This window comes from Ensifer sp. VA4 (assembly GCF_055710065.1).
This window is the reverse complement of sequence record NZ_JBVQPO010000002.1, coordinates 198,432-212,471: the sequence shown is the minus strand read 5'-3', so window position 1 is coordinate 212,471 and position 14,040 is coordinate 198,432. Positions and strand designations below refer to the sequence as shown.

Sequence of the window (14,040 nt, the reverse complement as noted above, 5' to 3'; positions counted from 1 at the left end):
ACTCCAAAACACGTCAGGAAAATCTCATATATGGCGGATCAATCGATCATCAGCGCGCTCGTCCTCGGGCTCATCGAGGGCTTGACGGAGTTCATCCCTGTCTCGTCGACGGCGCACGTCCTCCTCGCCGGCCACTTTCTCGGCTTCAAGTCGCCGGGCAATACCTTCGCCGTCCTCATCCAGCTCGGCGCCATTCTGGCGATCCTGCTCGTCTATTTCCAGAAGCTTTTGTCGATTGCGCTGGCGCTGCCGACGAGCATCAAGGCGCGCCGCTTCGTCCTGTCCGTTCTGATCGCCTTCCTGCCGGCGGCCGTCATCGGAGCAATCGCCCATGATTTCATCAAAGCGGTGCTGTTCGAAACGCCTGGCCTGATCTGCGTCGTGCTGATCGTCGGCGGTGTCATCCTCTATGCGATTGACCATCTGCCGCTGAAGCCGCGCTATACCGATGTGATAGACTATCCGCCGTCGCTGGCGCTGAAGATCGGCCTGTTTCAGTGCCTGGCGATGATCCCCGGTACCTCGCGCTCCGGCGCCACGATCGCCGGCGCCCTGCTGATGGGGACGGACAAGCGCTCGGCCGCGGAGTTCTCGTTCTTCCTGGCGATGCCGACCATGGTCGGCGCGTTCACGCTGGATCTTTACAAGAACCGCGACGCGCTTTCCTTCGACGATTTCACGCTGATCGCCGTCGGCTTCATCGCGGCTTTCGTTGCCGGCATCTTCGTCGTGCGTTCGCTCTTGGACTTCGTCTCGCGGCGCGGCTTCACGCCGTTCGCCATCTGGCGCATCCTCGTCGGTGCGGCCGGCCTGATCGGCCTCTGGCTGCTTGGCTGAACCCGGGATTGCTATCCGCAAACGAAGGCGCGTTCTCGGACGCGCCTTTTCTGTTGCCTCAGTTTTCTTTGATCTCTCACTGGGCCCAAAATACAAAGCCGCGTGCGTCTCAAGGTGAAACGCACGCGGCTACTGGCCCCCGCCAATAACTCTAGATATGCCCCTCGAAGCAATTCCGGGAAAAGCGCGAAGCGGCCTTCCGTTCGGAACTACGTGATCTGAGGGGCGCCCGCCTCAGTGGCCGGAAAGATCGATCGATGCCGTCGTACAGGGATCGACGCCATAGGCCGGCGCGCAATCCTTGCCGCTGCTCGCGACCGTGTTCGGCGCGATGAATGAGCCAGCCAGAATGATCAGTGCCGCAGACGCAAAAAAGATTGCGATCGACTTGCCCATGGACGCTATGCCTTTCGAGATTGCTGCTGCCGCCCGCCGTGCCTTGCGATCCGGGCGCGAGGCGGTGTTTAGTCGCTGGATATGACATGATCAATATCAGGACATGTTGAATTTGCAGTAAATGCCATTCGCTTTATTAACTGCGGCAGAACTGCAACGCTGTTGCTCGAATACCACAGCAAACGGCCGCCGGCGGGTGCCGGCGGCCGTTCAAAAGAAGATGGGCTTCGCAGCGATCAGGCGGCGCGGCCGCTGCGGGTGTACTGGCCCTGCGGGCGATAGCGCACCAGATAGGTCGGCAGGATCGATTCCAGCATGGTCGGCTCGATGCCGATGCCGGTGAGCGTGCGTCCTTCCGAAACCGCCTTTGCCGAGACGACATTGTCGGATTTCAGCAACACTACCTGGTCCGCCGTGAGCGGCGGCTTGATAAAGGGGACCATCGACGCGATGCGGCCGATGAGGGACGCAACGCCGAAGGGCAGCGACACCAGCGTGCGCTTGCGGTCGATCGTGTTCAGCATGATCTCGAGACAGTCGCGGAAGCTCAAGACATCCGGGCCGCCGAGCTCGTAGATCTTGCCCTTGGCAATCTTGCCGTCGACGGCGCGCGCGACGGCCTCCGCCACGTCGGTCACGTAGACCGGCTGGAATTTGGTGTGACCACCACCGATCAGCGGCAGGATCGGCGAAGAACGGGCCATGCTGGCGAACTTGTTGAAGAAGCCGTCCTCGGGTCCGAAGATGATCGAAGGACGCAGGATGATCGCGTCAGGCTTCGTTTCCAGGATCGCCGCCTCGGCACGACCCTTGCTGCGGGCATATTGCGACGGCGAGGACGCATCCGCGCCGATCGCGGAGATGTGCGTCAGCGTGGCGCCAACGCTACGCGCAGCTTCCGCCACGGCGCGCGCGCCAAAGTCCTGGACGGCATCAAAGGTGTTGCGGCCGCTTTCAAACAGCACGCCGACGCAGTTGATGACGTGGTCGGCGCCTGCGACGGCGCGGTCGACGGATTTACGATAACGCAGGTTCGCCTGGACGAAGGAGATTTGGCCGACATTGCCGAGCGGCTGCAGGTGGCCGGCAAGGTCCGGCCGGCGAACGGCAACACGAATGCGGTAGCCGCGCTTGGCGAGCGCGCGCACGACATGACGGCCGACGAACCCGGATCCGCCGAAAATCGTCACCAGCGGCGGAAGGTTGGACAAGGTCATGGGAAACGCACTCCTGATCGCAAAGGAAAGAATTGATTGCTACATAGCCCAACAGCCGCGAGAGGTGAAGGCCAATCCACGCGGCTTGTAGGACCTGTCGGAAGATGGGGATGCCAGGCCGTCAGATGCCTTCGACGACGACCATCTCCGCGTCGGCGACTTCCTGGCGGATCGCAGCGGCAATCTGATATTCGGGCGAGTTGTAACAGTCGACCGCTGCCTGCAGCGACGGAAATTCGATGACGACGTTGCGCGCACGAACGCCTCCCTCGAGGCGATGATGTTCACCGCCGCGCGCGAGAAAATTCGCGCCGTATTTCTCGAAGGCCGGCTTTGCTGCCGCCACATAATCCTTGTAGCGCTCGGGGTCGCGGACATCGACCCGTGCGATCCAGTATCCCTTGGCCATGTTGAGCTCCTCGTCTTTCGGCACCGGGGCCGACGGCAGTTACTTCCGGCAAATTTTGATCGAGGTCAAGCGGATCAACATGGGACCGCCCAGCGTCAGGAATACTTCCCGCGTCAGCGCGGGAGAGCCCCGTCCATCTCCGCCAGAATGGCGCGGGCGGCGGCAAGCGGCTCAGTGGCTGCGACGATTGGGCGCGCGACGACGAGATGGCTGGAGCCGGCCTTCAGCGCTTCGGCCGGCGTCATCACCCGCTTCTGATCGCCCTTGTCGGCGCCGGCCGGGCGGATGCCCGGGGTGACCAGCGCCATGTCCGGCCCGATGATCTTGCGGACCGCGGCGGATTCCTCGGCCGAGCAGACGATGCCGCCCATGCCGGCCGCGCGCGCCTGTTCGGCCCGGCGCAGCACCAGCGTATGCGGATCGTATTCATAGCCGGCATCGATCACGTCCTGCTCGTCCATCGAGGTGAGCACGGTCACGCCGAGCAGGCAGAGGTCGGAACCCCTGGCAGCCTCGACGGCCGCCTTCATCGCTTTCGGATAGGCGTGCAGGGTCAGCATCGACATGCCCATCTTGACGATGTTCTCGACACCCTTGGCAACCGTGTTGTCGATGTCGAGCAGCTTCATGTCGAGGAAGACCTTCTTGCCGCTCTTGGCAAGGTCGCGCGCGAATTCGAGCCCACCGGCAAAGACCAGCTGATAGCCGATCTTGTAGAAGGAGACCTCGTTGCCGAGCGTCGACACGATCCTCTCGGCATCGGCGATCGTCGGAAGGTCGAGGCCCACGATCAGTCTGTCGCGCGCGGTTTCGGTCATCGTCTAGATCCCCTGCCAGTTTTCCATGACGGTCCAGTCGCATGCGACGGCGCGATCCGCAAGGCGGAAAGCGAAGACGTTGCCGCCGCCACTACCCTTCTGGTCGGAACTGCGGGCAATCGGTGCGCCGAGCAGCCTCGATCGCCTTGGTTTCGTCGCTCGAGACGACCCTGCCGAGCGAACGCACCCAAGGCAAGGCCGCAGTTCTGGCCGCACGCTCGCGGCCAACGGAGGAAAGTCCCCATCGCGGAATGGGCACGTCCGGATCGATCTGGACCCGCGGATGGGTGACGTAGACGCCGAACATTCCGTCAGTGCGCCCGACGATAGACCCAAAGCTGTGCCGGCGGGATGTTGCGCACGACGAAGTCGAGGTGCTGGATGCTGTAGCGATCCGGCATGGCGACGACGGGCGACAGGGGTCCATAGGAAATCTGTACGACCGGCCGGCCGGCCGGGATGCGTGACAGCAGATCCTCGATCAGTTCGACGCGCCGGTGCATCGGAAAGTTCAGAAGCGGCACCGCCGAGACGACGCTGTCGAAGGTCTGCCCCTTCAGTTCGCCGAGCGTATGTTCCAGATCGAAGGCATCGCCATTGACGAAGTTGACGCCGGCGAAGTTGACCTTGAGCTGGTTATAGAAGTCGGTGGAATATTCGACCGAGACCAGGCTCGATGCGGGCAGGCCGCGTTCCAGAATTGCCTTGGTAATGACGCCAGTGCCCGGGCCCAGCTCGAGAACCGGCAGGCCCGAGGCGGGATTGATGACGCTCGCCATTCGGCGCGCGGTAACGGAAGAGGTCGGCAGGATTGCGCCGACAGCCTTGGCATTGCTCATCCATCCCTTGAAAAAGCGAATTTCCTCGTCGAACTTCCGTCCGAGCCGTTCCTTCACCTTCACGCGCAAATTCATTGAACCCCTCAAAACCGTCGTCCTCTCCTCATACGGCCGCCCGCTATGGATCCTCGCTCGCTGATTCGAGCCGGTCGCGGCGGCGGCAATAATAATGTGTCCCCATCTGCGGCAAAAACAAGTCTATCTGCGCCTGAAAGCGTCCGCTTATCAACAGCCGCCGGATGGATCGACCAATAAAAAACCCGTCACGCGCAGGCGTGACGGGTTGGTATTCGCACCACGTCAGGCCCGGTTACACGCGCATCGGCATGAGCACGTAAAGCGCGTCTTCGGCAGCAAGATCGCGAACGAGCGTCGGCGAACCCGGATCGGCCAGCATGAAGATCGCATCGGTGCCGGTCAGCTGCGAGGTGATGTCGAGCAGGTACTTGGCGTTGAAGCCGATTTCGAGTGGGTCGTGTTCGTAACCGACGGGCAGTTCTTCGGTAGCACTGCCGGAATCCGGATTATTGACCGTCAGCGTCATCTGGCCCTCGCTCAGCGCCAGCTTGACGGCGCGGCCGCGCTCGGACGAGATCGTCGACACGCGGTCGACGGCCTGGGCGAAGGACTGGCAATCGACGCGCAGTTCCTTGTCGTTGTTGGCCGGGATCACGCGCTGGTAATCCGGGAAAGTGCCGTCGATCAGCTTCGAGGTCATGACGATCGAGCCGATGGTCAGGCGGATCTTGGCATCGGACACTTCGACGGTGACGACGAGATCCGGATTGTCGAGCAGCTTCTGCAATTCGCTGACGGTCTTGCGCGGGATGATGATGCCCGGCATGCCCTCGGAGCCCGACGGCGCTTCGACGTCGGCACGGGCGAGGCGGTGACCGTCGGTGGCGACGGCGCGCAGCTTCAGTTCGCCCTTGCTCTCGACGGTGTGCATGAAGATGCCGTTGAGATAGTAGCGGGTTTCCTCGGTCGAGATCGCAAACTGGGTGCGATCGATCAACATCTTGAGGTCGGTCGCCTTGAGGCGGAAGGAGTGCGAGAAGCTGCCGGCGGTGAGATCCGGGAAGTCGGACTGCGGCAGGCACTGCAGCGAGAATTTCGAACGGCCCGAGGCAACGGTCATCGCCGTGCCCTCGGCATTGGTGGCGAGCAGCACTTCCGAACCGTCGGGCAGCTTGCGCACGATGTCGTAGAGCAGATGCGCCGGCACCGTGGTCGCGCCCGACTGTTCCACCTGCGCCGGCGTCGCCTCGGTGATTTCGAGGTCGAGGTCGGTCGCCTTCATTTCCAGGCTCGCGCCGTCGGAACGCAAGAGCACGTTCGAGAGGATCGGGATCGTGTTTCGCCGCTCGACCACGCGGTGCACGTGGTTCAGCGATTTCAGGAGGTTGGACCGCTCGAGAGTAATGCGCATGGGATGCCGCTTTCAACCATTGCCCGGCGGACGAGGCGCCCGCCTGAGCGTCAACTGCGAGTGTCCCGGCCGACCGACCGGAAAGATGTGGACCGGCAAAATGGCAGAAACAGCGCCCGGAAAGCAAGGGGTTTGAGGGCTTCTGTCCCCAGATGTGGTACGCCGGCTCGCCGCTCGACCCTTGCCCTGCCGTGCCGGCTCACTCATAAAGTCCGAACAGGCGCTTCGGCGAGCATGATCAGGACGTTGCAGGTGGAAAAACAGAAGATATCGGAACCATCCGGCGGGCAGAGAGAGCGCAGCTATCGCCTGCACAATGTCAGCGTCCCGGCCCGTCCGCTCGATGCCGCACTCTATCTGGTGGCAACTCCGATTGGCAATCTCGGCGATATCACGCTGCGGGCGCTGGAAACGCTCGCCGGCGCCGATGTGCTCGCCTGCGAGGACACGCGGGTCACGCGCGTGCTGCTCGACCGCTACGGCATCGTGAACCGGCCCTATGCGTACCATGAACACAATGCCGACGAGGCCGGGCCACGGTTGCTGGCAGCGCTCGCCGAAGGGCGATCGGTCGCACTCGTCTCCGATGCCGGTACGCCGTTGGTCTCCGATCCCGGCTACCGCCTGGCCCAGCTTGCGATCGAGGCGGGACACCGCGTCGTGCCGATCCCCGGTGCCTCGGCGCCGCTCGCCGCCCTCGTCGGTTCTGGCCTGCCGAACGACGCCTTCCTCTTTGCCGGTTTCCTGCCGACCAAGGACAAGGCGAAGCGCGATCGCCTCAAGGAATTCGCGACCGTGCCGGCGACGATCATGTTCTTTGAATCGCCGCACCGGATTGCCACGACGGTAGCGGCCGCGGCCGAGGTGCTCGGCGAGGGGAGACGGGCTGCCGTCTGCCGCGAGCTCACCAAGACCTTCGAGGAGTTCCGCCGTGGCACGCTCGGCGAGCTTGCCGCCCATTATGAAGAGGCAGGTGCCGTCAAAGGCGAGATCGTTCTCGTCATCGGTCCGCCGGATGCAGCACCCGAGCCGGAAGCGGCCGATGTCGACGCCCTGCTGCTAAGCCTCATCACCGACATGCCGGCAGGCAAGGCGGCGACCGAAGCTGCCCGCCAGACTGGCCTGCCGCGCAGGGAACTCTATGACCGCCTGCTGCAATTGAAGGAGCGCCATGGCGACTGATGCGGGCGATCGGCGGAGACTGAAGGCGCTGAGGCGCGGATACCTCGCCGAGTATCGCGCAGCACTCTGCCTGTTGCTGAAGGGGTATCGCATCGTCGCCATGCGCCATCGCACCAAGCTCGGCGAGATCGACATCATCGCAAGGCGCGGCGACCTCATTGCCTGCGTCGAGGTCAAGGCGCGCCGCTCGGCCGAAGACGGCGTCTTCGCGGTGACGGCCACGGCGCAAAAGCGTATTCGCGCTGCGAGCGATCTCTGGCTGGCCAAACAACCGGATTTCAGCAGGCTTTCAGTGCGTTATGACATCGTCACGGTGACGCCCTGGGGTTGGCCGCGGCACCTGCCGGATGCCTTCTGAACCGGGGCGGGATCAGGGAAAATGATCGCGGTGTTCCGCCGGCATCCCGTCTTGGAACATATTGTCGAATTTGTAATCGTTCCGACACAAAAGCGTAACCAGCCTGTCATTGTCGAGGCGGCGCGCATCGATGGCGCGGGACCGTTCAAGTTCTTCATCGACGTCCTGGTGCCGCTGTCGCGCACCATGATGGCGGCGATCTTCATCATCATGTTCGTCTACGGCTGGAACCAGTATCTCTGGCCGACGCTGATGACCACCGACGAAGGCTTCTTCACGCTGGTGCGCCGCATCAAGCAGATCCTGCTCGTCTGGGTCGGCTCGAACATTCCCGACTATAACGAGGCCTTTGCGCTGGCGATCCTCGCCATGCTGCCGCCTGTGATGATCGTCGTGATCTTCCAGCGCTGGTTCATCAAGGGCCTGACGGAAAGCGACAAGTAGGCGGAGCGGCGGCGGGACAAGTCTCCCGCCCGCTCCCGAAACGGCACCATTTCAACGGAGGCAGCCATGGCGGCCATTACCATCGCCGAGGTCTCGAAGATCTTTCACGGCAATGTCGAGGCGGTGAAATCCGTCTCGATCGACATCGAGGACGGCGAATTCATCGTGTTGGTCGGTCCGTCCGGCTGCGGCAAGTCCACGCTCCTGCGCATGGTCGCGGGCCTCGAGACGATGTCCAAGGGCACGGTGACGATCGGTTCACGCGTCATCAACGACGTCGATCCGGCCGAGCGCGGTGTGGTCTTTCAGAACTATGCGCTCTATCCGCACATGACCGTCTACGACAACCTTGCCTATGCCCTCAGGAACCGCAAGACGGCCGAAGGCCGAGATCGATGCCCGCGTCGCCGAAGCCGCCCGCATGCTGGAGATCGAGCCCTATCTTTCCCGCAAGCCCCGCGCGCTCTCCGGCGGCCAGCGCCAGCGCGTCGCCATGGGCCGCGCCATCGTGCGCAAGCCAGCGGCCATCCTCTTCGATGAACCGCTCTCCAACCTCGACGCCAAGCTGCGCGTCTCCATGCGCGGCGAAATCAAGCGGCTACAGAAGCGCCTCGGCACGACCTCGCTCTACGTCACCCACGACCAGCTGGAGGCGATGACGCTCGCCGACCGGCTGGTAGTGCTGAACGGCGGCCGCATCGAGCAGATCGAGCTTCATCGGCTCGCCGGCGATGAACCTGGTGAAGGGGCACATCGAAGGCAGCAGCCTGCAGATCGGTCTCTACAAGATTGCCCTTGCCGGTCGCGCTCCGGTGGAAGGCGCCGTCACCGTCGGCCTGCGCGCCGAGGACCTCAGGCTCGCTGCCGTCGGTGAGGACGCCATGCTGTTCCAGGTCGACTATGTCGAGGAGCTGGGCGCGCAGCGTCTCGTGCACGGAACCATTGCCGATCAGCAGCTGACGATCGCTCTCTCTCCTGAAACGCCGCTGTCCGGCGATCTTGCCGTGACGATCGCCGTCGACCGCCTGCACTTCTTCTCGCCCGAAACCGGCAAGCGGCTGGAGCGCGGCACGTCTGTCGCGGGCGACGATCAGTCGGCGCAGAGCCTGCGCCTGGAGACCGCATCGTGATCCACGAAACCGTAGAGCAACTTGTCGTTCCATCGGCTGAAGTCCGTGCTGGTTTTGCCGGGATCGTGCGCACCGTCGCAGCCCATGACGCAGCCATGCCGCGCGCCCGGAGATGAACAGCATCGAGGTCGGCGGCGCGCCATCCTCGACCATGCCGCTCGCGCTTCCGTTTACGGTCGCTGCCTGGAACCTGGAGCGCTGCCTGTTTCCACCGGAAAGCGCGGCGCATCTCGCCGCAACGCAAGCGCCGGTCGTTCTGCTTTCGGAAATGGACAACGGCATGGCCCGCACCGGCCAGCGCCATCCGACGGCCGAAGTCGCTGATAGACTCGGCATGCACTACGCCTATGGCATCGAGTTCATCGAGCTTGGCCTCGGCTCCGACACCGAGCGCGAATTCTGCGAGGATGATTTCAACGCCAAGGGGTTTCACGGCAATGCCCTGATGGCGTCGGTGCCGCTCAGCCGGCCCTTCATGCTGCGGCTTTGGGGCGAGCGCCTCTGGTTTACGGATGGCGAACAGCCGCGCCTTGGCGAACGCTTCGCGATCGGCGCCGTCATCGAGACCGAGGCGGGTCCCTTCGTCGCCGTCTCCACCCATCTCGAAAGCGCCACCACTGCCGCCTATCGCGAGCGCCAGGTCAGGGAATTGATCGATGCGCTCGACGAGGCCTTCCCGGGCCTGCCCATGCTGATCGGTGGCGATCTCAACACTGGCAACCATGCCGGCGGCGACTTCGAGGCGGAAGGGCTCTTTGCCATGAGCACCGCCCGCGGCTTCACCCGCCACGGCGGCCCGCTCGAGGTGATGACCACCCGACCGAGCCTGATTACCCGCTGGCCGGAGCGCGCGATGAAGCTCGACTGGTTCGTTTCGCGGGGGCTGACGATCGGCGAAACCAGGATCATTCCCTAGCTCGATCCGTCCGTCCGGCCGCTCTCGGATCACGATCTCATCACCTGCCTCGTCGAAGGCTTCGAATAGCCTCACCTCGCCTTGCCTAAGGCCCGCCCGCATTCTACATGTTGCGGGCTTTTTCAGAGTAGAATGGTGTGCGATTTCCGCGGCCACTCCGCTCTGGCGGTTTGAAATCGATCGCGGGTTTCCGTGATGCAATAGGGACGGGAAGATGGCGAAAATCGTCAATGTCGGGGTCCAGATGGATCATGTGTCGGGCATCAACATTGCGGGTGACTCCACCTTCGCGATGAGCCTCGAGGCACAGTCGCGCGGCTATCGCCTCTTCCACTACACGCCCGAAAAACTGTCGCTGCGCGACGGCAAGGTCTATGCAAGCGTGCAGCAGATGACGCTGCGCGACGTCAAGGGCGATCACTTCACGCTTGGCGAGGCTGAGCGCGTCGATCTTTCGACCATGGACGTCATCCTGCTCCGTCAGGACCCGCCCTTCGACATGGCCTACATCACCTCGACCCACCTTCTGGAGCGCCTGCATCCGAAGACGCTGGTCGTCAACGATCCGGCCTGGGTGCGCAACTCGCCGGAGAAGATCTTCGTCACCGAATTCGCCGACCTGATGCCGAAGACGCTGATTACCCGCGACCCCGCCGAGATCGCCAGCTTCCGCCAGGAGATGGGCGACATCATCCTGAAGCCGCTCTACGGCAATGGCGGCGCTGGTGTTTTCCACTCGACCCGTGACGACCGCAACCTGTCGTCGCTGCTCGAAATGTTCGGCCAGATGTTCCGCGAGCCCTTCATTGCCCAGGAATACCTGCCGGCGGTGCGCAAGGGCGACAAGCGCATCCTGCTCGTCGACGGCGAACCGGTCGGCGCCATCAACCGCGTTCCGGCCGCGCACGACGCCCGCTCCAACATGCATGCCGGCGGCCGGCCCGAGCCGACCGAACTGACGGCCCGCGAAAAGGAAATCTGCGCCCGTATCGCCCCGGCGCTGAAGGCCCGCGGGTTCCTCTTCGTCGGCATCGACGTCATCGGCGACTATATGACCGAGATCAACGTCACCTCGCCGACCGGCATCCGCGAAGTGAAGAAATTCGGCGGCGCCGACATAGCCAGCCTGCTCTGGGACGCGATCGAGCACAAGCGCGCCTGATCCGACGCTCTTCCTACTGCGTGTCTCCTTGAATCGACCTCGATCTTTGGGCGTCTGCTAAGACGCGCGGCGCTATAGAGGTACTTCCGGCCAATAGAGATTGCCGCGGCTCCGCCCGGGGCTGCTCACTCGAGCGTCCTCGTCGACGACAGCGCGCTGGTTTCGTGCCAGCATATGTTCTGTAATTGTTCTTGTTTTTGTGCGTGATCCGTGCAAGGCTCCGTCTTGCAACCCAAGGCGGTTGCGGCGCCCATGAGTTGGGCTGCCTGGGCGAGGGGATAATCATGGTCGCGCGTGTCAGCACGGTCGCATTTCAGGGTATCGAGGGTCTGCCGGTCGACGTTCAGGTGATGGTTGCACCGGGCAAGGTCGGCATGCAGATCGTCGGCCTGCCGGACAAGGCGGTCGCCGAAAGCCGCGAGCGGGTGCAGGCGGCGCTTCACGCTTCCGGTCTGGCGCTGCCGGCCAAGCGCGTCACCGTCAATCTCGCCCCCGCCGATCTGCCCAAGGAAGGCAGCCATTTCGATCTGGCAATCGCGCTTGGCCTGATGGCGGCGCTCGGCGCCATTCCCGGCGACGCGTTGGCGCCCTATGTCGTGATCGGCGAACTCAACCTCGATGGCACCATTGCCGCGGTTGCCGGCGCGCTGCCGGCGGCGATCGGCGCCAATGCGCTCGGCAAGGGGCTGATCTGCCCAGCCGAAAGCGGGGCGGAGGCCGCCTGGGCCGGGGCTGACATCGACATTCTCGCGCCGCGAAGCCTGATCGCCATCGCCAACCATTTCCGCGGCACGCAGGTGCTTTCGCGGCCGCAGGCCGCGATCCGCTCGGGCTCTGCCAACCTGCCCGACCTCGCCGACATCAAGGGCCAGGAAAGCGCCAAGCGGGCGCTCGAGGTCGCGGCCGCCGGCAACCACAATCTGCTGATGGTCGGCCCGCCCGGATCGGGAAAGTCGATGCTGGCTGCGCGGCTGCCATCGATCCTGCCGCCACTCAGTCCGGCCGAGCTCCTCGAAGTGTCGATGATCCATTCGATCGCCGGGCAATTGCCGGGCGGCAAGCTGTCGGACCGGCGGCCGTTCCGCACGCCGCACCATTCCGCCACCATGGCCGCCATGGTCGGTGGCGGCTTGCGTGCCAAACCCGGCGAGGCGTCGCTCGCCCATCATGGCGTGCTGTTCCTCGACGAGTTTCCGGAATTCTCGCCGCAGGTGCTGGATGCACTGCGCCAGCCGCTCGAAACGGCCGAATGCATCATCGCCCGCGCCAATCACCGCGTCAGCTATCCCGCCGCGATCCAGCTCGTCGCCGCCATGAACCCCTGCCGCTGCGGCATGGCGGGCGAGCCCGGCCACAGCTGCGCGCGTGGACCCCGCTGCATGGCAGACTATCAGGCGCGCATCTCCGGCCCGCTGATGGATCGCATCGACATCCGTATCGACGTGCCGGCCGTCAGCGCCGCCGATCTCCTGAAGCCGGCGGCTGCCGAAAGCAGTGAGGTCGTGGCCCGCCGGGTTGCCCGCGCCCGGGCCCTGCAGATCGACCGCTTCGCCGCCCTTGGCCATGCGGAATTGACGAGCAATGCCCGCTCATCGACATCGATGATCGAGAAAATCGCCGAGCCGGACGCCACGGGCCTGCAGCTCCTCAGGGACGCCGCCGAAAAGATGAAATTCTCCGCGCGCGGCTACCACCGTGTGCTGAAAGTCGCGCGCACGCTCGCCGACCTCGATGGCGCGCCGACGGTCGGCCGCATCCATCTGGCCGAGGCGATTTCCTACCGCATCGCCGGCGAAAGGCTGCAGGCGGCGGCATAGCAGACGGTCGGCTCTGCGACACCCGATCCATGTGTTTCACGACGCCGGCCCGCGCGGCGCCCTTTGACCAGGTCTGGCAGGCCGATCAGCCGCCGAGGCCCTCGAACAGCGCCGTCGAGAGATAGCGTTCGGCGAAGGACGGGATGATGACGACAATGGTCTTGCCGGCATTTTCCTCACGCTGGCCGACCTCGATCGCGGCCGTCAGTGCCGCGCCGGCGGAGATGCCCACCGGCACGCCTTCGAGCCTGGCGACGAGGCGGGCGGCGTCGATGGCTTCGCCGCTATTGACCGTGACGATCTCGTCATAGATCGAGGTGTCGAGGATTGCCGGGGCGAAGCCTGCGCCGATGCCCTGGATTTTGTGCGGGCCGGGCGCTCCACCGGAGAGAACGGGCGATTCCTCCGGCTCGACCGCGATCACCTGGATCGAAGGCTTGCGCGCCTTCAGCACCTGGCCGGCGCCGGTGATCGTGCCGCCGGTGCCGATGCCGGACACGAAGATGTCGACCGCGCCGTCGGTATCGTTCCAGATCTCCTCTGCCGTGGTCTTGCGGTGGATTTCCGGGTTGGCCGGATTTTCGAACTGCTGCGGGATGATCGCGTCGGGCAGGGTCTCGACCAGTTCCTGTGCCTTGGCGATCGCGCCCTTCATGCCCTTGGCACCTTCCGTCAGCACCAGTTCGGCGCCGAGCAGCGCCAGCATCTTGCGTCGCTCGACCGACATGGTTTCCGGCATGGTGAGGATCAGCTTGTAGCCCTTGGCAGCGGCGACGAAGGCGAGCGCGATGCCGGTATTGCCCGAGGTCGGTTCGATCAGGGTCGTGCGGCCGGGAACGATCTTGCCTTGGGCTTCCAGGCTCTCGATCATCGCCACGCCGATGCGGTCCTTGACCGAGGCGATCGGATTGAAGAATTCGAGCTTGGCGAGCAGGTTCGCCTTCACGCCCTTCTCCTTGGCAAGCTTGTCCAGCCGCACGATGGGCGTGTCGCCGATCGTTTCCGTGATCGAGGAATAGACGCGGCCGCGGCCGGGCTTGCGTGTGTCGGACATGAGGCTCTCCCTTGGACGTAGATTGTTCGTCT

13 protein-coding genes and 3 pseudogenes are annotated in these 14,040 nt (G+C 64.0%); 8 read left to right on the top strand and 8 right to left on the bottom strand.

Annotated features, from left to right (window positions below; all coding sequences use genetic code 11):
- The first annotated feature begins 30 nt into the window (after window positions 1-30).
- Window positions 31-837, top strand: coding sequence for an undecaprenyl-diphosphate phosphatase (locus tag AC0C6X_RS03955; protein WP_472951974.1), 807 nt, complete (start codon window positions 31-33; stop codon window positions 835-837).
- Between the two features lie 234 nt (window positions 838-1,071).
- On the opposite strand, the gene AC0C6X_RS03950 is transcribed toward AC0C6X_RS03955, so the two are convergent.
- The 7 genes and pseudogenes from AC0C6X_RS03950 to dnaN form a co-directional block, all read right to left on the bottom strand.
- On the bottom strand, window positions 1,072-1,233 hold the full coding sequence (locus AC0C6X_RS03950; protein WP_173515271.1) for a hypothetical protein: 162 nt from the start codon (window positions 1,231-1,233) through the stop codon (window positions 1,072-1,074).
- Window positions 1,234-1,469: 236 nt separating this feature from the next.
- Window positions 1,470-2,450 (bottom strand): complex I NDUFA9 subunit family protein, encoded by a 981-nt coding sequence (locus AC0C6X_RS03945; protein ID WP_173515272.1) that lies wholly within the window; start codon window positions 2,448-2,450, stop codon window positions 1,470-1,472.
- A 121-nt stretch (window positions 2,451-2,571) separates the two neighbouring features.
- Window positions 2,572-2,859 (bottom strand): DUF1330 domain-containing protein, encoded by a 288-nt coding sequence (locus tag AC0C6X_RS03940; protein WP_247960856.1) that lies wholly within the window; start codon window positions 2,857-2,859, stop codon window positions 2,572-2,574.
- Between the two features lie 113 nt (window positions 2,860-2,972).
- On the bottom strand, window positions 2,973-3,677 hold the full coding sequence (gene pyrF, locus AC0C6X_RS03935) for an orotidine-5'-phosphate decarboxylase (RefSeq protein ID WP_173515274.1): 705 nt from the start codon (window positions 3,675-3,677) through the stop codon (window positions 2,973-2,975).
- A gap of 3 nt (window positions 3,678-3,680) precedes the next feature.
- Window positions 3,681-3,984, bottom strand: a pseudogene (locus AC0C6X_RS03930) (hypothetical protein).
- A gap of 4 nt (window positions 3,985-3,988) precedes the next feature.
- Entirely contained in the window at window positions 3,989-4,591 is a 603-nt protein-coding gene (gene pmtA, locus AC0C6X_RS03925) for a phospholipid N-methyltransferase PmtA (protein ID WP_173515275.1), read from the bottom strand.
- Window positions 4,592-4,826: 235 nt separating this feature from the next.
- Entirely contained in the window at window positions 4,827-5,945 is a 1,119-nt protein-coding gene (dnaN, locus tag AC0C6X_RS03920; protein WP_173515276.1) for a DNA polymerase III subunit beta, read from the bottom strand.
- 252 nt (window positions 5,946-6,197) lie between these two features.
- Between dnaN and rsmI the strand changes: the two genes are divergently transcribed.
- The 7 genes and pseudogenes from rsmI to AC0C6X_RS03885 all read left to right on the top strand — a co-directional run bounded on the left by rsmI (window position 6,198) and on the right by AC0C6X_RS03885 (window position 12,954).
- Entirely contained in the window at window positions 6,198-7,127 is a 930-nt protein-coding gene (rsmI, locus tag AC0C6X_RS03915; protein ID WP_376741613.1) for a 16S rRNA (cytidine(1402)-2'-O)-methyltransferase, read from the top strand.
- The gene (locus AC0C6X_RS03910; RefSeq protein WP_173515278.1) at window positions 7,117-7,485 is read left to right on the top strand and encodes a YraN family protein; all 369 of its coding nucleotides are present in this window, start codon (window positions 7,117-7,119) and stop codon (window positions 7,483-7,485) included. The genes rsmI and AC0C6X_RS03910 overlap by 11 nt, the downstream gene beginning before the upstream one ends.
- Window positions 7,486-7,593: 108 nt before the next feature.
- A pseudogene (locus AC0C6X_RS03905) lies at window positions 7,594-7,929 on the top strand (ABC transporter permease subunit); the annotation flags it as partial.
- A gap of 66 nt (window positions 7,930-7,995) precedes the next feature.
- A pseudogene (locus tag AC0C6X_RS03900) lies at window positions 7,996-9,059 on the top strand (ABC transporter ATP-binding protein).
- Window positions 9,060-9,171: 112 nt separating this feature from the next.
- Complete coding sequence (locus AC0C6X_RS03895) at window positions 9,172-9,975, top strand: endonuclease (protein ID WP_472951971.1); 804 nt, start codon at window positions 9,172-9,174, stop codon at window positions 9,973-9,975.
- 214 nt (window positions 9,976-10,189) lie between these two features.
- The gene (gene gshB / locus AC0C6X_RS03890; protein ID WP_247960858.1) at window positions 10,190-11,137 is read left to right on the top strand and encodes a glutathione synthase; all 948 of its coding nucleotides are present in this window, start codon (window positions 10,190-10,192) and stop codon (window positions 11,135-11,137) included.
- Window positions 11,138-11,421: 284 nt separating this feature from the next.
- Window positions 11,422-12,954 (top strand): YifB family Mg chelatase-like AAA ATPase, encoded by a 1,533-nt coding sequence (locus AC0C6X_RS03885; RefSeq protein ID WP_472951969.1) that lies wholly within the window; start codon window positions 11,422-11,424, stop codon window positions 12,952-12,954.
- Window positions 12,955-13,039: 85 nt separating this feature from the next.
- Here the strand turns inward: AC0C6X_RS03885 and cysK are convergent, their stop codons facing one another.
- Entirely contained in the window at window positions 13,040-14,008 is a 969-nt protein-coding gene (cysK, locus tag AC0C6X_RS03880) for a cysteine synthase A (protein ID WP_173515281.1), read from the bottom strand.
- Between the last annotated feature and the right edge of the window lie 32 nt (window positions 14,009-14,040).

What these genes read in the sequence shown, in the direction of transcription:
- AC0C6X_RS03955 (WP_472951974.1), top strand. Translation starts at nt 31, where the DNA reads ATGGCGGATCAATCGATCATCAGCGCGCTCGTCCTCGGGCTCATCGAG.
- AC0C6X_RS03950 (WP_173515271.1), bottom strand. Translation starts at nt 1,233, where the DNA reads ATGGGCAAGTCGATCGCAATCTTTTTTGCGTCTGCGGCACTGATCATT.
- AC0C6X_RS03945 (WP_173515272.1), bottom strand. Translation starts at nt 2,450, where the DNA reads ATGACCTTGTCCAACCTTCCGCCGCTGGTGACGATTTTCGGCGGATCC.
- AC0C6X_RS03940 (WP_247960856.1), bottom strand. Translation starts at nt 2,859, where the DNA reads ATGGCCAAGGGATACTGGATCGCACGGGTCGATGTCCGCGACCCCGAG.
- pyrF (WP_173515274.1), bottom strand. Translation starts at nt 3,677, where the DNA reads ATGACCGAAACCGCGCGCGACAGACTGATCGTGGGCCTCGACCTTCCG.
- pmtA (WP_173515275.1), bottom strand. Translation starts at nt 4,591, where the DNA reads ATGAATTTGCGCGTGAAGGTGAAGGAACGGCTCGGACGGAAGTTCGAC.
- dnaN (WP_173515276.1), bottom strand. Translation starts at nt 5,945, where the DNA reads ATGCGCATTACTCTCGAGCGGTCCAACCTCCTGAAATCGCTGAACCAC.
- AC0C6X_RS03910 (WP_173515278.1), top strand. Translation starts at nt 7,117, where the DNA reads ATGGCGACTGATGCGGGCGATCGGCGGAGACTGAAGGCGCTGAGGCGC.
- AC0C6X_RS03895 (WP_472951971.1), top strand. Translation starts at nt 9,172, where the DNA reads ATGAACAGCATCGAGGTCGGCGGCGCGCCATCCTCGACCATGCCGCTC.
- gshB (WP_247960858.1), top strand. Translation starts at nt 10,190, where the DNA reads ATGGCGAAAATCGTCAATGTCGGGGTCCAGATGGATCATGTGTCGGGC.
- AC0C6X_RS03885 (WP_472951969.1), top strand. Translation starts at nt 11,422, where the DNA reads ATGGTCGCGCGTGTCAGCACGGTCGCATTTCAGGGTATCGAGGGTCTG.
- cysK (WP_173515281.1), bottom strand. Translation starts at nt 14,008, where the DNA reads ATGTCCGACACACGCAAGCCCGGCCGCGGCCGCGTCTATTCCTCGATC.